The sequence below is a fragment of the Agromyces sp. Root81 genome (assembly GCF_001429165.1).
In the GTDB taxonomy this organism is placed as follows: Bacteria; Actinomycetota; Actinomycetes; order Actinomycetales; family Microbacteriaceae; genus Agromyces.
The window spans coordinates 1,099,255-1,113,538 of sequence record NZ_LMIR01000002.1 but is presented as its reverse complement, the minus strand read 5'-3'; the positions used below and the strand labels follow the sequence as shown (position 1 = coordinate 1,113,538).

17 protein-coding genes are annotated in these 14,284 nt (G+C 71.0%); 12 read left to right on the top strand and 5 right to left on the bottom strand.

Going from position 1 to position 14,284, the window contains the following annotated elements; all coding sequences use genetic code 11:
- The first annotated feature begins 21 nt into the window (after positions 1-21).
- From phnC to ASE14_RS10205, 11 genes are all read left to right on the top strand, one after another.
- Positions 22-891 carry a phosphonate ABC transporter ATP-binding protein gene (phnC, locus tag ASE14_RS10250; RefSeq protein ID WP_056654324.1) on the top strand — a complete coding sequence of 290 codons (870 nt, stop codon included), beginning with the start codon at positions 22-24 and terminating at the stop codon, positions 889-891.
- On the top strand, positions 888-2,693 hold the full coding sequence (phnE, locus tag ASE14_RS10245; RefSeq protein WP_056654321.1) for a phosphonate ABC transporter, permease protein PhnE: 1,806 nt from the start codon (positions 888-890) through the stop codon (positions 2,691-2,693). The genes phnC and phnE overlap by 4 nt, the downstream gene beginning before the upstream one ends.
- 5 nt (positions 2,694-2,698) lie before the next feature.
- A complete protein-coding gene (locus ASE14_RS10240) occupies positions 2,699-3,859 on the top strand; it encodes a TIGR03364 family FAD-dependent oxidoreductase (RefSeq protein WP_056656158.1) in 1,161 nt (386 codons plus the stop codon).
- Positions 3,856-4,710: a phosphonatase-like hydrolase gene (locus tag ASE14_RS10235; protein WP_082600482.1), complete on the top strand. Its 855-nt coding sequence runs from the start codon at positions 3,856-3,858 to the stop codon at positions 4,708-4,710. Before ASE14_RS10240 ends, ASE14_RS10235 begins: the two co-directional genes overlap by 4 nt.
- A 9-nt stretch (positions 4,711-4,719) precedes the next feature.
- The gene (locus tag ASE14_RS10230) at positions 4,720-5,877 is read left to right on the top strand and encodes an alcohol dehydrogenase catalytic domain-containing protein (RefSeq protein WP_056654318.1); all 1,158 of its coding nucleotides are present in this window, start codon (positions 4,720-4,722) and stop codon (positions 5,875-5,877) included.
- A 51-nt stretch (positions 5,878-5,928) separates the two neighbouring features.
- A complete protein-coding gene (locus tag ASE14_RS10225; protein WP_056654315.1) occupies positions 5,929-6,621 on the top strand; it encodes an endonuclease/exonuclease/phosphatase family protein in 693 nt (230 codons plus the stop codon).
- Positions 6,618-7,037, top strand: coding sequence for a hypothetical protein (locus tag ASE14_RS10220; protein ID WP_056654312.1), 420 nt, complete (start codon positions 6,618-6,620; stop codon positions 7,035-7,037). Before ASE14_RS10225 ends, ASE14_RS10220 begins: the two co-directional genes overlap by 4 nt.
- Positions 7,034-7,588 carry a hypothetical protein gene (locus ASE14_RS10215; RefSeq protein WP_056654309.1) on the top strand — a complete coding sequence of 185 codons (555 nt, stop codon included), beginning with the start codon at positions 7,034-7,036 and terminating at the stop codon, positions 7,586-7,588. Before ASE14_RS10220 ends, ASE14_RS10215 begins: the two co-directional genes overlap by 4 nt.
- Before the next feature lie 194 nt (positions 7,589-7,782).
- Entirely contained in the window at positions 7,783-8,694 is a 912-nt protein-coding gene (gene erm / locus ASE14_RS10210) for a 23S ribosomal RNA methyltransferase Erm (RefSeq protein ID WP_235511198.1), read from the top strand.
- Positions 8,695-8,941: 247 nt separating this feature from the next.
- Positions 8,942-9,112: a hypothetical protein gene (locus tag ASE14_RS20555; protein ID WP_157372931.1), complete on the top strand. Its 171-nt coding sequence runs from the start codon at positions 8,942-8,944 to the stop codon at positions 9,110-9,112.
- A 160-nt stretch (positions 9,113-9,272) separates the two neighbouring features.
- Complete coding sequence (locus tag ASE14_RS10205) at positions 9,273-9,869, top strand: hypothetical protein (protein WP_056654306.1); 597 nt, start codon at positions 9,273-9,275, stop codon at positions 9,867-9,869.
- Between the two features lie 56 nt (positions 9,870-9,925).
- Here the strand turns inward: ASE14_RS10205 and ASE14_RS10200 are convergent, their stop codons facing one another.
- Together ASE14_RS10200 and ASE14_RS10195 are read right to left on the bottom strand one after the other, a co-directional pair.
- The gene (locus ASE14_RS10200; RefSeq protein ID WP_056654303.1) at positions 9,926-10,153 is read right to left on the bottom strand and encodes a PLDc N-terminal domain-containing protein; all 228 of its coding nucleotides are present in this window, start codon (positions 10,151-10,153) and stop codon (positions 9,926-9,928) included.
- A 63-nt stretch (positions 10,154-10,216) separates the two neighbouring features.
- On the bottom strand, positions 10,217-10,474 hold the full coding sequence (locus ASE14_RS10195; RefSeq protein ID WP_056654300.1) for a hypothetical protein: 258 nt from the start codon (positions 10,472-10,474) through the stop codon (positions 10,217-10,219).
- Here ASE14_RS10195 and ASE14_RS21420 point away from each other — a divergent pair.
- Positions 10,462-11,001, top strand: coding sequence for a putative immunity protein (locus ASE14_RS21420; protein ID WP_056654298.1), 540 nt, complete (start codon positions 10,462-10,464; stop codon positions 10,999-11,001). The two genes, ASE14_RS10195 and ASE14_RS21420, sit on opposite strands and share 13 nt — an antisense overlap.
- Before the next feature lie 14 nt (positions 11,002-11,015).
- On the opposite strand, the gene ASE14_RS10185 is transcribed toward ASE14_RS21420, so the two are convergent.
- Genes ASE14_RS10185 through purL form a run of 3 tightly spaced genes read right to left on the bottom strand, consistent with a single transcriptional unit; the run spans position 11,016 to position 14,181 of the window.
- Positions 11,016-11,282: a hypothetical protein gene (locus tag ASE14_RS10185; protein ID WP_056654294.1), complete on the bottom strand. Its 267-nt coding sequence runs from the start codon at positions 11,280-11,282 to the stop codon at positions 11,016-11,018.
- A gap of 2 nt (positions 11,283-11,284) precedes the next feature.
- Entirely contained in the window at positions 11,285-11,815 is a 531-nt protein-coding gene (locus ASE14_RS10180; protein WP_082600480.1) for an NUDIX domain-containing protein, read from the bottom strand.
- A 32-nt stretch (positions 11,816-11,847) separates the two neighbouring features.
- Complete coding sequence (gene purL, locus ASE14_RS10175) at positions 11,848-14,181, bottom strand: phosphoribosylformylglycinamidine synthase subunit PurL (protein WP_056654293.1); 2,334 nt, start codon at positions 14,179-14,181, stop codon at positions 11,848-11,850.
- Positions 14,182-14,284 lie beyond the last annotated feature (103 nt).

Sequence of the window (14,284 nt, the reverse complement as noted above, 5' to 3'; positions counted from 1 at the left end):
ACACGGAACACGGAGCACCCCATGAGCACGCCAGCCGGCAACGAGGATCCAGTCGTCATCGAGGTCTCCGGACTCACGAAGGAGTTCGGCCGCACCGTGGCGCTGCAAGGGGCGTCGCTCACGGTCGCGCGGGGGGAGATCGTGGTGCTCCTCGGGCTCTCGGGCTCGGGCAAGTCGACGCTGCTGCGGCACCTCGACGGGCTCGAGACGCCGACCGCAGGCTCCGTGCGCGTGCTCGGCCAGGAGGTGCCGCGCCTGACGGGGCGGCACCTCCGGGCCCTTCGCAGCCGCATGGGCTTCGTCTTCCAGCAGTTCGACCTCGTGCCCTCGCTCACGGTGCTCGAGAACGTGCTCACCGGCGCGCTCTCCGAGCTGCGCGGGCCACGGCTCGGGCTCTGGAGCTACCCGCGGCGTCTGAAGCTCACGGCGCTCGGCCATCTCGACCGGGTCGGTCTGCTCGACCGTGCCTACCAGCGCGCCGACACCCTCTCGGGCGGCCAGCAGCAGCGGGTCGCCATCGCGCGCGCCCTCATGCAGGACCCCGAGATCCTCCTCGCCGACGAGCCGGTCGCCTCGCTCGACCCCGAGTCGAGCGAGCAGGTCATGTCGCTCATCCGCGAGATCGCGATGGACGCGGGCCTGACCGTCGTCTGCAGCCTGCACCAGGTCGACCTCGCCCTCTCGTGGGGCGATCGCATCGTCGGGCTCCGCCACGGCGAGGTCGTGCTCGACACGCCCGCCGAAGGCCTCTCCAAGGCCGAGGTCATGGAGATCTACGGCCGGGTCGCCACATCGACCACCGAACTCGAGGCGATCGAGGTCGAGCTGGCGGATGCCGCGGCCGACGCCGCCGCCGAGACCCGCCTCGCGGACGGCGCGCTGCGGACATGAGCCTCGCCACCGCGACGCCGACCCCGTCGGCTCCGCCGCCATCACCCTCGATCGCCGAACGGGCGCCCCGTCGCCGCCTCTCGCCGGAACGGATCGCGGCGACACTGACGCTCGGCGCGATCGTCGTGGCATCCGTCATCGCCCTCGCCGACTCGGGCATCTCGATCCCGAGCATGATCGAGAGCTGGGGCAACGCCGAGCGGTTCTTCGCCCGCGTCGGCCCGATCACCTTCCCCGAGCCGGGGGAGCTTCTCTACCTGACCGCCCTCACGATCGGCCTCGTGCTCTGCGGCACGCTGCTCGCCGCGGTCATCTCGGTGCCGGTCGCCTACCTCGCCGCGTCGAACACGACGCCGGGGCCGGGCTGGCAGGCATTCGGCCGCTTCGTCACGGTGCTGACCCGCGCGATCCCCGATGTCGTGCTCGCGATGGTCTTCGTGCTCATGTTCTCGCTCGGCTCGCTGCCCGGCATCCTCGCGATCGGCATCCACTCGGTCGGCATGATCTCCAAGCTCTTCGCCGACGCGATCGAGCAGATCGACGAGGGCCCGCGCCGCGCCATCCGCGCCGCCGGCGGTTCGAAGCTCCAGGAGTTCACGAGCGGCATCCTGCCGCAGGTGCTGCCGTCATGGGTCGCGACCGTGCTGCACCGCAACGACATCAACCTGCGCGGATCGGTCGTGCTCGGCTACGTCGGCGTCGTCGGGCTCGGCCACGACATGTCGTTCGCCTTCAAGTCGCTGAACTACTCGCTCGGCCTCGGCATCGCGATCGTGATGTTCGTGCTGTGCGTCGTGATGGAGATCATCTCGAGCGTCGTGCGCCAGGCCATGCTCGGTGGGGCGCCGTCGGGTCGGGGCCTCGGCGACCGGGTCGTGCGCGGCGTGCAGAACGCACGCCGGCGAGCGGATGTCTCGGGCACGCGCAGCGCCACCGCGGGTGCAGAGCCGGCGGGGTCTCGAGACGCGTCCTCCCCCGTCGGGCGCTCCTCGACCAGCGGGAGTGCACAGCTCGAAGCGGCGCTCCGCCGCCCGTGGGACGCCGTGCGGATCCGTAACACCGTGTGGGGCTGGATCGCCCTCGCGGTTGTCGTCGGCAGCGTGCTCGTGTGCAACATCCAGTGGGGCGACCTCATCACCTTCTGGGCGAAGGTGCCGGCGATCGCCGTGCAGTTCTGGCCGCCGAGCTTCGGCAACTACGACGCCGCGACGATGTTCGGGGCGATGCTGCAGACGATCGGCATCGCGCTCGCCGCGACCCTGCTCGCCTTCGTCGTCTCGGTGTTCGTCGGCTCGCTCGCCGCCCGCAACGTCGCCCCGAACGCCGCGGTGCGCACGTCGATGCGACTGCTGCTCGTCGTGATCCGCGGCATCCCCGAGGTGATCCTCGCGATCGTGCTCATCGTCATCACCGGCCTCGGCAGCCAGGCCGGCACGCTCGCCCTCGCCTTCGGCGGCATCGGCCTGCTCGGCAAGCTCATCGCCGACTCCTTCGAAGAGGTGAAGTCCGGCCCTGAGCGGGCGCTGCGCGCGACCGGCGCGAGCCGCGGGCAGGTGTACGCCTCGGCGACGCTGCCGCAGGGCATGCGGGCGCTCATCGGCCACAGCTTCTACCTGCTCGACACCAACATCCGCGCGGCGACGATCCTCGGCATTGTGGGCGGCGGCGGCATCGGCTACTACCTGCTGAACGCCGGGCAGGGCTCGAACTACGCGGTCGTGACCGCGATCGTGCTGATGATCCTCGTCACGGTGCTGATCGTCGAGGGCCTCGCCATGTGGATGCGGCGGGTGTTCCGATGAGCCCGATGAGCGCCGGCGCGGCCGGCTTCGACGTCGCGGTCGTCGGCTCGGGCATCGTCGGCCTCGGCGCCGCGCTCGCCGCCCACCGGCGCGGGCAGCGGGTCGTCGTGATCGAGCGGGGCAGCGAGCCCTCCGGGGCATCCGTGCGCAACTTCGGTCACCTGTGCTTCACACCGCAGGCGGGGCTCGCCCGCGAGTTCGCCCTCGCCTCGCGCGAACTGTGGCTCGGCCTCGCCCGCGACGCCGGCGTCTGGCTGCGGGAATCGGGCACCCTCGTGGCCGCCCGCCGCGACGACGAGTTCGCCGTGCTCCGCGATCTCGCCGCCTCTCGTGGCGAGGAGGTCCAGCTGCTCACGGCCGCCGAGGCCGACGAGCGGATGCCGCTCGCCCCGGGCACGGCCGTCGGCGGCGCGTTCCTTCCGCGCGACCTGCAGGCGAACCCCCGCCAGGCCGTGGCCGCGCTCGCGGCGCACCTCGAGCGCGGGGGCGTCGAGTTCCGTCGCCGCACCGCGGTCGGCGCCGTGCGCCCCGGCCGCGTCGAGACGAGCCGCGGCCCGATCGACGTCGGCCGCGTCGTCGTCGCGGTGAACCACGACATCGACCTGCTCTACCCCGAGGTCGCCGAGCGGCACGGCATCGTGCGCTGCGCGCTCGACATGATGCGGGTCTCCGCCGAACTGCGGATGCCGCTGACCGCACCGCTCCTCACCGGGTGGTCGCTCGTGCGCTACGGCGCCTTCTCGGCGACTCCGGCTGCGGCCGCTCTTCGGGAGCGGCTGCACGCCGAGCGGCCCGACCTCGCCGCCCTCGACCTGAACCAGATGTACACGCGGCTGCCCGACGGCACCCTCATCGTCGGCGACACCCACTCGCGCGGCGAGACGGTGACGCCCTTCCAGGCCGAGTTCGCCTTCGAGTCGCTCGTCGCCGAGGCCCGTTCGCTCTTCGGCATCGACGAGCTGCGCGTCGTCGAGCGGTGGCAGGGCGTCTATGCGAGCGCACCCGACGACTTCCTCATCGAGGAGGTCGAGCCCGGCGTGCACCTCGCAAGCGCGACCACCGGCATCGGCATGACGACCGGGCTCGGGCTCGCCGACCACGTCGTCGCGGGATTCACCGGCGAACACCCGGCACTCACGACCACCCTGCAGAAAGGCGCATCATGACCTCCACCACCACCGGCCTCTCCGCCGACGAACTCGCCGAGCGCGACGAACTGGTCGAGCAGACGGAGACCGGCGAGGTCGACCTCCGTGCGCTCTCCGCCGATCAGCTCGACGAACGACTCGACGACCTCGAAGACGAAGACGACGCCGACTTCGACGACGAGGACTCCGGCGACATCGAGCTCATCGTGCTCGACATGGCCGGCACGACCGTCGCCGACGACGGCGTCGTCGAGCGGGCGTTCGCCCTCGCGGCCGAGCGCAGCGGCATCGCCACCGGCGAGGCCTTCGAGAGCGCGCTCGAGTACGTGCGCGACACGATGGGCCAGTCGAAGATCGAGGTCTTCCGGGTGCTCGCCGACGATGATGAGGATGCAGCGCAGCGTGCGAACTCGGCCTTCGAGGGGGCGTACGCCGAGCTCGTCGCGAGCGAGGGCGTCGCCGAGATCGCGGGTGCGGCCGACGTCATCAGGGAGTTGCGGGGCGCCGGGGCATCCGTCGTGCTCACCACCGGCTTCTCGCCGGAGACCCGCGACGCGATCATCGACGCGCTCGGCTGGCACGAGCTCGCCGACCTCGTGCTGTCGCCGGCCGACGCCGGCCGGGGCCGTCCGCACCCGGACCTGCCGCTCACCGCGCTGCTGCGCACCGGCGCGAGCGCGGTCGACGCGATGGTCGTCGTCGGCGATACTGTGAGCGATGTCGAGTCGGGCGTCAACGCGGGCGCCGGCTTCGTCGTCGGCGTGCTGAGCGGTGCCCATGACCGCGACGCGCTCGAGGCGGCCGGCGCCGACGCCGTCATCGACAGCATCGTCGAGCTGCCCGCGCTGCTCGGCCTCCGCGGCGAGTAGGGGCCCGCGATGCACACCGTCGTGCGGGTCGGCGAGCTCGACGTCATCGTGAAACCCTCGCCCGTGGCGATGGTCTGGTACGAACCGGGCCGACCGCACGAGGCGCTCGCGGCGCCGGGGGTGCGGCTCGCCGAAGGCGAGGCGCTCGTCGAGGTCGAACTCGCGACGATCTGCGGCTCCGATGTCCATACGGTGAGCGGTCACCGCTCCGCGCCCGCCCCGCTCGTGCTCGGGCACGAGCAGGTGGGGCGGGTCGTCGCCGTCGGTGAGGGCGCGGTGCGGGCCGACGGCGAATTGCTCGGGCTCGGCGACCGCGTCGTCTGGTCGGTCACGGTCAGCTGCGGCGACTGCGACCGGTGCCGACGGGGCCTCACGCAGAAGTGCCGCACGCTCGCGAAGTACGGGCACGAGCGCGTGCACCGCGGCTGGGAGCTGTCGGGCGGGTTCGCCACGCACGTGCAGTTGCGCGCCGGCACCGCGACTGTGCGCGTCACCGAGGCGCTGCCCGCGGCCATCGCGGCGCCCGCGTCGTGCGCGACGGCGACGGCGGTCGCCGCCCTCGACGCCGCCGCGGCGACCGTCGATCTCGACGGCGCCCTCGTGCTCGTGACCGGGGCCGGCATGATCGGACTCTCCGTCGCGGCGATGGCCATCGAGGCCGGCGCCGTCGTCGTCGTCGCAGATCCGGATGCCTCGCGGCGCGAGTTCGTGCGCCGACTCGGCGCCGTCGCTGCCGACCCGCTCGCCCGCGGCGCCTCGCCCGAACGTCTCGACGCCGTGCTCGCCGGTCTCGAAGCCAGAGGGCTCCGCGAGGTGCTCGTGGCCGTCGAGGCATCCGGCACCGCCGCGGCCGTGCGCACGGTGCTCGACGTCGTGGGGGTCGGCGGTGTCGCCGTGCTCGTCGGCAGCGTCTCACCGGGGTCGGAGGTGAGCCTCGACCCCGAGACCGTCGTGCGACGGCTCGTCACGGTGACCGGGGTGCACAACTACACGGCCGGGCAGCTCGAGCGCGCCGTCGAGTTCCTCGAACGTTCGTGGCAGTCGCTGCCGTTCGACGAACTCGTGGGTGCGACGCATCCGCTCACCGAACTCGACCTCGCGCTCGAGGAGGCCGCGACCGGCCTGCATGTGCGGGTCGGGGTGGCGCCGGGCCGCCGGCCGATCTGATCGGAAATTCCGGGGCCCCTCACGAGTTGGGAGACGTAGGCTGATCGAATCATGCGCGTGATCAGTTACAACCTCCGCAAGCACCGGGCGAGCGGCGAGCTCGTCGGCATCGTCGAGCGCTACTCGCCCGACATCCTGTGCCTGCAGGAGTGCGACACGCAGGACCTGCCGCAGCAGATCCACGACCTGCAGCTCGCCGACGCGACCCAGCGCAACCGGCTCGGCCTCGCGCTGTACTACGACGCCGAGCGGTTCCGAGCTGTGCGCATCCAGGCGTTCGCGCTCAAGAAGTCGTTGCACGACCGGCTGCTGCAGCCAGCCCACGAACGCCTCATCGGCGTGCGCCTCTTCGACAACGAGGCGCAGCGCGAGCTCATCGTCGCCTCGTTCCACGCCGCGCCGCTGACGGCGCTGAACTCGCTGCGACGGCACCAGATCAAGTCGGCGCTCGGCGAACTCCAGTTCCTCGGCCCGGGCCTGCCGACGCTCATGGTCGGCGACTACAACTACCCGATCTTCAAGGAGAGCCTCGGCGAGAAGGTGCGCGACTCGGGCTACGACCTGACGCTCAGCGACAAGCGCACCTACACGCGGTACAAGTTCTTCCGGGGGCACTTCGATCTGGCGACCTCGGTCGGGCTCGACATCGCCGGCGTCGAGACGCTCGCGCGCGGGTCATCCGATCACATGCCGATCCTCGTCGACGCCGACTACAGCGTCGTGGTGCCGGCGAGCGCGCCGTGATCGGTCGCGAGCTCGCACTCGCACTGCGGGAGGCCGGGCTCGCGTGGAACCCGGAGTCCGGCGACCGGTTCCAGCTCCATGTGCCGGGGTCCGTCGAGGCCGAGGTCGAGGCCGAGGTCTTCACGGTCAGCGAGATGACGATCGAGCCGCAGGAGTTCCCGACCGACACGATCCTCGGCTTCAATGGCACGACCGAGTGGGCGCTCGACTCGGTCTCGGTCGGCGACGCGGTGTGGCTGCCTCGCGAGGACCAGCTGCGGGAGCTGCTGCGCGGGGCGTTCCGTGCGCTCCGGCGCCTCGACGACGCGTTCGAGGTCGAGATCGAGCTCGGTGGCCAGAGCCGCCGTTTCGAGCATCCCGACGTCGCCGAGGCGTACGGCCTCGCCCTGCTCGAGCTGATCGAGCGATCGCGATGACGGATGCCGCGGCGCCCGGGCCTGCCGCGTCGGCCGAGCCGGCCGTCCTGCAGGCGCTTGCCGCTGCCGCGTCGGCTGCCGCAGCGGAACTCGGCCGGCACGCCGCCCGAGACGAGGCGCTCGCCGAATACGTGCCCGAGCGACGCACCCTCGGCATCCCGCGTGCTGCACGGATGACCCCGCTCGGTCGCGTCTGGCGGCTCGGGGTGCTGCTCGTCGACGCCGACGGCCGGCTCTTCGCGACCGGCCGTGTGGTGCGCGCCGAGCGCCCTGCGCGACGGAGCACGCCCGCCGCGGCGATCGCCGAGCAGCGCGCCTATCGGGCCGCCGCGGTGAAGGGCGGCTTCGCCGAGGGCGAGACCGTGAACTTCGACGCGTCGCCCGTCGACCCGGCCGAACTCGTTCGGTCCGGGGCATCCGGCCCGCTCGTGGTCGTCGGCGACGAACTGTTCGTGCGCTGGAGCCCGGCCCAGCCCGACGCGCTCACGCCGCTCGACCGCTACCTCGCCGACCGGGTCGAACTGCTCGCGAACCCGCCGTCGGGCGCCTAGGCTTCCGCGATCGGGGCTCGTTTGCTAGGGTCGACGATCGTGTCCTGCAATTACACGGCAATGATCATTCGGCCCCGCACCGCCTGAGGCGGAGCGACCGAACCTTTCATCCGTCCCTCCGCCTCGGCCAATGACCCTGGCCGCGGTGCCGCTTCGGCGCGCCCGGCTGACGATCCTCGCCAGCGGAGTTCTCATTGCGTACACACATCCCTTCCTCTCTTCCGTTCTCTTCTTCTGCTTCCCGTTCCGGTCGATCCGCCCGTTCCCACCGGGCATCGAATCCGGCCTCGGCGCTCGCCCGGCCGCCGGCGGCCGGCGGCCGCCACGAGCTCGGCCAGAACTTCCTGGTCGACCGCCGCGTCGTCGACCGGTTCGTCGCGCTGACGGCCGCCACACGCGGCCCGATCGTCGAACTCGGCGCCGGCAGCGGCGCGATCACGCGCGAACTCGCGGCGCTCGGCCGGCCGCTCTCCGCGCTCGAGATCGACCGTCGGCGAGCCGACGCACTCCGTCGTGAGTTCGGGGACGATCCCCATGTGACGATCGTGGAGGCCGACGCCCTCGCGTGGCGGTATCCCTCCGATCAGCACGCGGTCGTCGGCAACGTGCCCTTCCACCTCACGACGGCGATCATGCGCTCCCTCCTCGCTCGGGGAGGCTGGACCGATGCGATCCTGCTCACGCAGTGGGAGGTGGCGCGGCGGCGCTGCGGCGTCGGCGGTTCGAGCCTGCTCACCGCGCAATGGGACCCGTGGTTCTCGTTCCGGCTGCACGAGCGCGTGCCGGCGCGTGCGTTCAAGCCGGCACCGTCGGTCGACGGCGGTGTCTTCACGATCGAGCGGCGGCAGGAGCCGCTCGTCGCACCCGCCGACCGCGGCGTCTACCAGGCGTTCGTCGCCGAGGTGTACCGGGGCCGTGGCCGGGGGCTCGCTCAGATCCTGCGCCGGACCTCCCGGCCGTTGAGCGCCGATCGTGCCGCTGCGCTGCTGCGCACCGTCGGGGTCGCCGCCGACGTGCTGCCGAGCCGGCTCACCGGGCCGCAGTGGGCCGCGCTCTGGGCGGGGGTGCGCGGCGACCGAGGGGCTGTAGTCGTCGGTGACCGGTGAGAACGCGTCTGTTCCGACATCCGCCGTCGAGCCGTCGACCGTGATGCGACCGGTGGCACCCTGGTGCAGGCCGCCGCCGTCGTAGTCGAACTCGAACACGATCGAGTGCGCACCCGGTGAGAGCGGTGCGGATGCCTCGACCGAGTACTCCTCCCTGGCGAGCCAGTTGTAGACGTACTTCGGCCGGCCGTCCTTGAGGTAGAGGCTCCATCCTCCGGTGAAGCCCGCCTGCGAGAGGATGACTCCGGTGCCCCCGCCCTTTCTCCGCCGCACCTCGCGGCCGGTGTCAGCGGAGCGGTCTCGTTCGCTGCTGCGCTCCATGGGCGTCGCCGCCGAGGTGCTGCCGAGCCGGCTCACCGGGCCGCAGTGGGCAGCGCTCTGGGCGGGGGTGCGCTCGGCTCCCGAGGGTCTCGGGTGAGGCGGATGTTTTCCTTTTGGGGATCCCCAACGAGCTCACGAAGTGATGGCGCTCGGGACCGCCGTGTGAGACGGTCGTGTGACGGTCGGTGGTTCGAAACGTTCAGGAGGCAGTTGTGCGCTCATCTGTACCCATTCCCGGCGATCCTTGGCCACACGACATGATGATCACCGTCGACGACAATCCCGTCTCGCTGGTCGAGCTGCTCTGGATTCGCGAAGCTTGGGGACTGCAGCCTCGCCGAAATGATGATCATCCGCCGCTGCTCGTCGACTCACCCGGCTTGCCGATGAACGACGACGAGGAGTTCGATATCGGAGTTTGGGAAGCAGCTTGGCCGGACATCTGGACAGCCGTTCTCCGCCACGCGGGCGAGGAGCGTGATCCTGGACTGTTGGACGCCGTTCGCAGCACGGCCGACAACTCCGCCGAACGAGCGGACCTGATCGCACAGATCACCGGCCCATCCTGGCGTGACCGGTTCGGTGGGGCCGGCCTCGACGAGCTGTATCAGGCCTGGACCGCCTCGAGATTCCGAGAGCGGGTCGCGCGTCCCCACACGTCGTTCGAGGACCAGCCCGAGCGCCGGTCGCTTGATGCTCTGACCGTCGCATGGCGGAGCGGTCTTACGAAGATCGTGACGATTCCGTGCCGCGGTGAGTTCGCGAGGACGATCGGAGAGCACACGCTCCTCACGACCGATGCGACTCGCTCCGACGTCGACACGTACAGCGCAGCCCTCCGGCAGTTCGGATAGCCCGGACCAGCTGAGTCGAATGTAGGTCCGCGTCGAGGAGCTGCGGAGGCTGTCGGCTACCGGAGGTCGCGGCTGATTCGGATGCCGAAGGGGTGCGGCCCGGCGGCGAACCACACGATGGAGCCGACGAGGGGGAAGCAGATCACCGCGATCACCCACACCCAGCGCTCGAGCTCGTTCAGCTCGTCGGACCGGAGGATCTGTGACACGACCCAGACGATGACGGCGAGGTAGCCGACACCGACGATGATCGCGAGGAGATTCCAGCCGAAGATGCCGTCCACCGTCTTGCTCCGTTCGCCGGGGTCGTACGAGTGCGTGCCGACCTGTGGTCGACAGGCTACCCCTCAGGCTCCGCCAGATGCAGGCTCGGTGAGCTTCACGACGAGTCGGTCGATCGTGCCCGTGAATGCGTTGTCCCATGGGTCGTAGTCATCGGTGACCGGCGAGAACGCGTCTGTTCCGACATCCGCCGTCTCGCCGGCGAGTGAATAGACCGCGCCCATCGTGCGGTCGATGCGCCCCTCGGCGACGGGCGAGCCGTCGACCGTGATGGTGCAGGCTGCTCCGATGCACGTACGAGAATCGGAGGATGGCAACAGCACCCGGTGACTTCGTTCTCACGATGGATGAGCTGCGCGTCGTCACCCGCTTCGCGGCAGAGGCCGCCGACACGATACTGCCGGCTTTCGAAGCCGAGGCGCCGGGCGACTCACGTCCGCGTGCAGCTCTGGCTGCAGCGCTGAGCTTCGCGGACGGGGGACCACGAACCAACCTCCAACGGACGGCAGCGTTCGCCGCGCACCGGGCGTCGAAGGAAGCATCGAGCGAAACAGCTCGACTCGCGGCACAGGCGTGCGGGGATGCGGCCGCGGCGTCGTACCTTCACCCGATCGCGAAAGCGACGCAAGTCGGCCACATCCTGCGTGCGGCGTCGTGCGCAGCACGGGTTGCCGAACTGCAGGCGGGCGGTGATGAGAACGCGGCAGTCGGTTCGATCGACGCAGCGGTTCGGCGGGCGAGCCCCACCCTGCTCGATGTGCTGAACCGGTACCCGCTCGCACCGGCCGGGAGCGGCAGACTCTCGCAGATCATGAGCACACTCGATGCCTCCCTGAGGAGCCGGACCTAGGTCGAGGTTGCGTTCTACGCGTCACCCGTGCCGCGCTCCGAGCCCTGCGACTCCTGCTCCTGGATGGACTCGATGATCGAGTCCTGCAGGCCCCGCTGGCCCGTGTGCAGCTCCTGGTACTTCTCGCCGGCGCTCATGAGCGGCCCGAGGGCGTGCCGCAGGCGCGAGCGGATGCCACGCGGCGCGCGGATCCACCTCACGACGATGCCGATCACGATCACGAGCGCGAATGCCGCGACCGGCACCCAGACGAGGGCGAGCGGCCACGATTCGGGGGTCACGCTCAGAACCCGTACGGCGTGATGGGGGAGAGGTGGCCGTCGCGCAGCGCCTCGAGCACGGCGAGCTCGTGCGGCACGACCGGGTCGGGCAGGGCGTCGAGCGGGAACCAGCCGAGTTCGGCCGCCTTGTCCTCCATCGGGCGCGGCTCGCCCCGCCACTCGCGCGCGCTGACGAACACGTCGATGCGTTCCTCGATCGCCCGGTGCGGCGCGCCGCCGGTGCGGTGCATGACCGTCAGCACCGTGAGCGCCGTCTCGTCGAGTTCGACGCCGAGCTCCTCACGGGTCTCGCGGGCCGCCGCGGCGAGCAGCGACTCGCCCTGCTCGACGTGCCCCGCGGCTCCGCACGCCCAGTACTCGTCGAAGTAGCCGGTGCCGCGGCGGAGCTGCAGCAGCACCTCGTCGCCGCGGCGCAGCACCACGTAGGCGGCCGGGATGATCGCGAAGCGGCCGTGCGATGCCGCATACGCCTCGGTGTACGACTCGGTGGGCGCCGCGGCTGCGGCACCTACCGGTGTCACGTCATCGGTCATGGCCGCGGCATCCGCTCGTCGGGCTCGTGTTCTCAGTACCCGACGATGGGTCCGAACGCGTCGGCGAGCGGCGCGCGGTTCACACCGCGCAGCTCATCGATCGACACCGTGAAGAGTCCCTGCACCTCGAGGGCGCCCGAGGTGGCGTCGGTCACGCCGATGCGGCGCACCGGGTAGTCGCGTCCCTCGCAGAGGCCGCGGAACTTCACGTCGTCTTCACGCGGCACCGTCACGATGACGCGGCCCGTCGACTCGGAGAAGAGCGCGGTGGCGAGGTCGATGCCGGCGTCGCCGGCGACCTCGTCGAGCACGACGCGAGCGCCGAGGCCGAAGCGGCCGACCGCCTCGGCGAGGGCGATCGCGAGGCCGCCGTCGGAGAGGTCGTGCGCCGAGTCGATGAGGCCCTCGATCGCCGCCGCGTTGAGCAGCTCGGCGAGGCGCTTCTCACCGGCGAGGTCCACGGCCGGCGGGCGACCGCCGAGGTGGCCGTGCACGACGCCGGCCCACGCGGAGCCGTCGAGCTCGAGCGCGGTGTCGCCGAGGAGGTAGATGTTGTGGCCGTCGTCCTGCCAGCCCGAGGGGATGCGGCGGGCGACGTCGTCGATCACGCCGAGCACGGCGATCACGGGCGTCGGGTGGATCGGCACGTCGCCGGTCTGGTTGTAGAACGAGACGTTGCCGCCCGTGACGGGGATGCCGAGCTCGAGGCATCCGTCGCTGAGGCCCTCGACGGTCTCGGAGAACTGCCACATGACCTCGGGGTTCTCGGGGGAGCCGAAGTTCAGGCAGTCGGAGACGGCGGCGGGCACCGCGCCGGAGACGGCGACGTTGCGGTACGCCTCGGCGAGGGCGAGCTTCGCACCCTGGCGCGGGTCGAGCTGCGAGTAGCGGCCGTTGGCGTCGGTCGCGACCGAGACGCCGAGGCCCGACTCCTCGTCGACGCGCACCATGCCCGCGTCGTCGGGGTAGCTGAGCGCCGTGTTACCGAGCACGTACTTGTCGTACTGGTTGGTGACCCACGCGGCATCCGCCTGGTTCGCCGAGCCGACGAGCTGCAGGAACTGCGCGCGGATCTCTTCCGGCGTCGCCGGGCGGTCGAGCTTCGCGGCCGTGTCGGCCTGCAGGGCGTCGATCCAGGTGGGGTAGGCGACGGGGCGCTCGTAGACCGGGCCGTCGACGGCGACGGTGCGCGGGTCGACGTTCACGATCTCCTGGCCGTGCCACATGATGCTGAGGCGGCCGGTGTCGGTGACCTCGCCGAGCACGCTCGTCTCGACGTCCCACTTCTTGACGACCTCGAGGAAGCCGTCGAGCTTCTCGGGGCGCACGATCGCCATCATGCGCTCCTGGCTCTCGCTCATCAGGATCTCTTCAGGCGTGAGCGTGGGGTCGCGCAGCAGCACGTCGTCGAGCACGATGGCCATGCCGCCGTCGCCGTTGGAGGCGAGTTCGGAGGTCGCGCAGGAGATACCCGCGGCGCCGAGGTCTTGGATGCCCTCGACCAGGTCGCCGGCGAAGAGCTCGAGGCAGCACTCGATGAGCACCTTCTCGGCGAAGGGGTCGCCGACCTGCACCGCGGGGCGCTTGGTGGGGCCGCCCTCGTCGAAGCTGTCGGAGGCGAGGATCGACGCGCCGCCGATGCCGTCGCCGCCCGTGCGGGCGCCGAAGAGCACGACCTTGTTGCCGGCGCCCTTGGCGTTCGCGAGGTGCAGGTCTTCGTGGCGCATGACGCCGACCGCGAGCGCGTTGACGAGCGGGTTCGCCTGGTACACCGGGTCGAACCAGGTCTCGCCGCCGATGTTCGGCAGGCCGAGGCAGTTGCCGTAGAAGCTGATGCCCGAGACGACGCCGTGCACGACGCGTGCCGTGTCGGGGTGGTCGATGGCGCCGAAGCGCAGCGCGTCCATGACGGCGACCGGGCGGGCGCCCATCGAGATGATGTCGCGCACGATGCCGCCGACGCCGGTCGCGGCGCCCTGGAACGGCTCGATGTAGCTCGGGTGGTTGTGGCTCTCGATCTTGAACGTGACCGCCCAGCCCTCGCCGACGTCGATGACGCCCGCGTTCTCGCCCATGCCCACCATGAGGTTCTTCTTCATCTCGGGCGTGACCTTCTTGCCGAACTGGCGAAGGTAGATCTTGGACGACTTGTAGGAGCAGTGCTCGCTCCACATGACCGAGTACATCGCGAGCTCGGCGCTCGTGGGGCGACGGCCGAGGATGTTGCGGACGCGCTCGTACTCGTCGGGCTTCAGGCCCAGCGCGGCGTACGGCTGCTCCTTCTCGGGCGTGGTCGCCGCGACCTCGACGGTGTCGAGCACCGGAGTCGTGGGAACAGCGGTGTTGGCGGTGGCTTCAGTGGTCACGAGTGGCGAGCTCCAGAGAACGGCGGCGAGCGGATGCCGCGGGGCGGATGCCTGACCCCAGAAGTCTACCGGCCGTGGCAGGGCTCCCTCTCCGCGTGCGCAC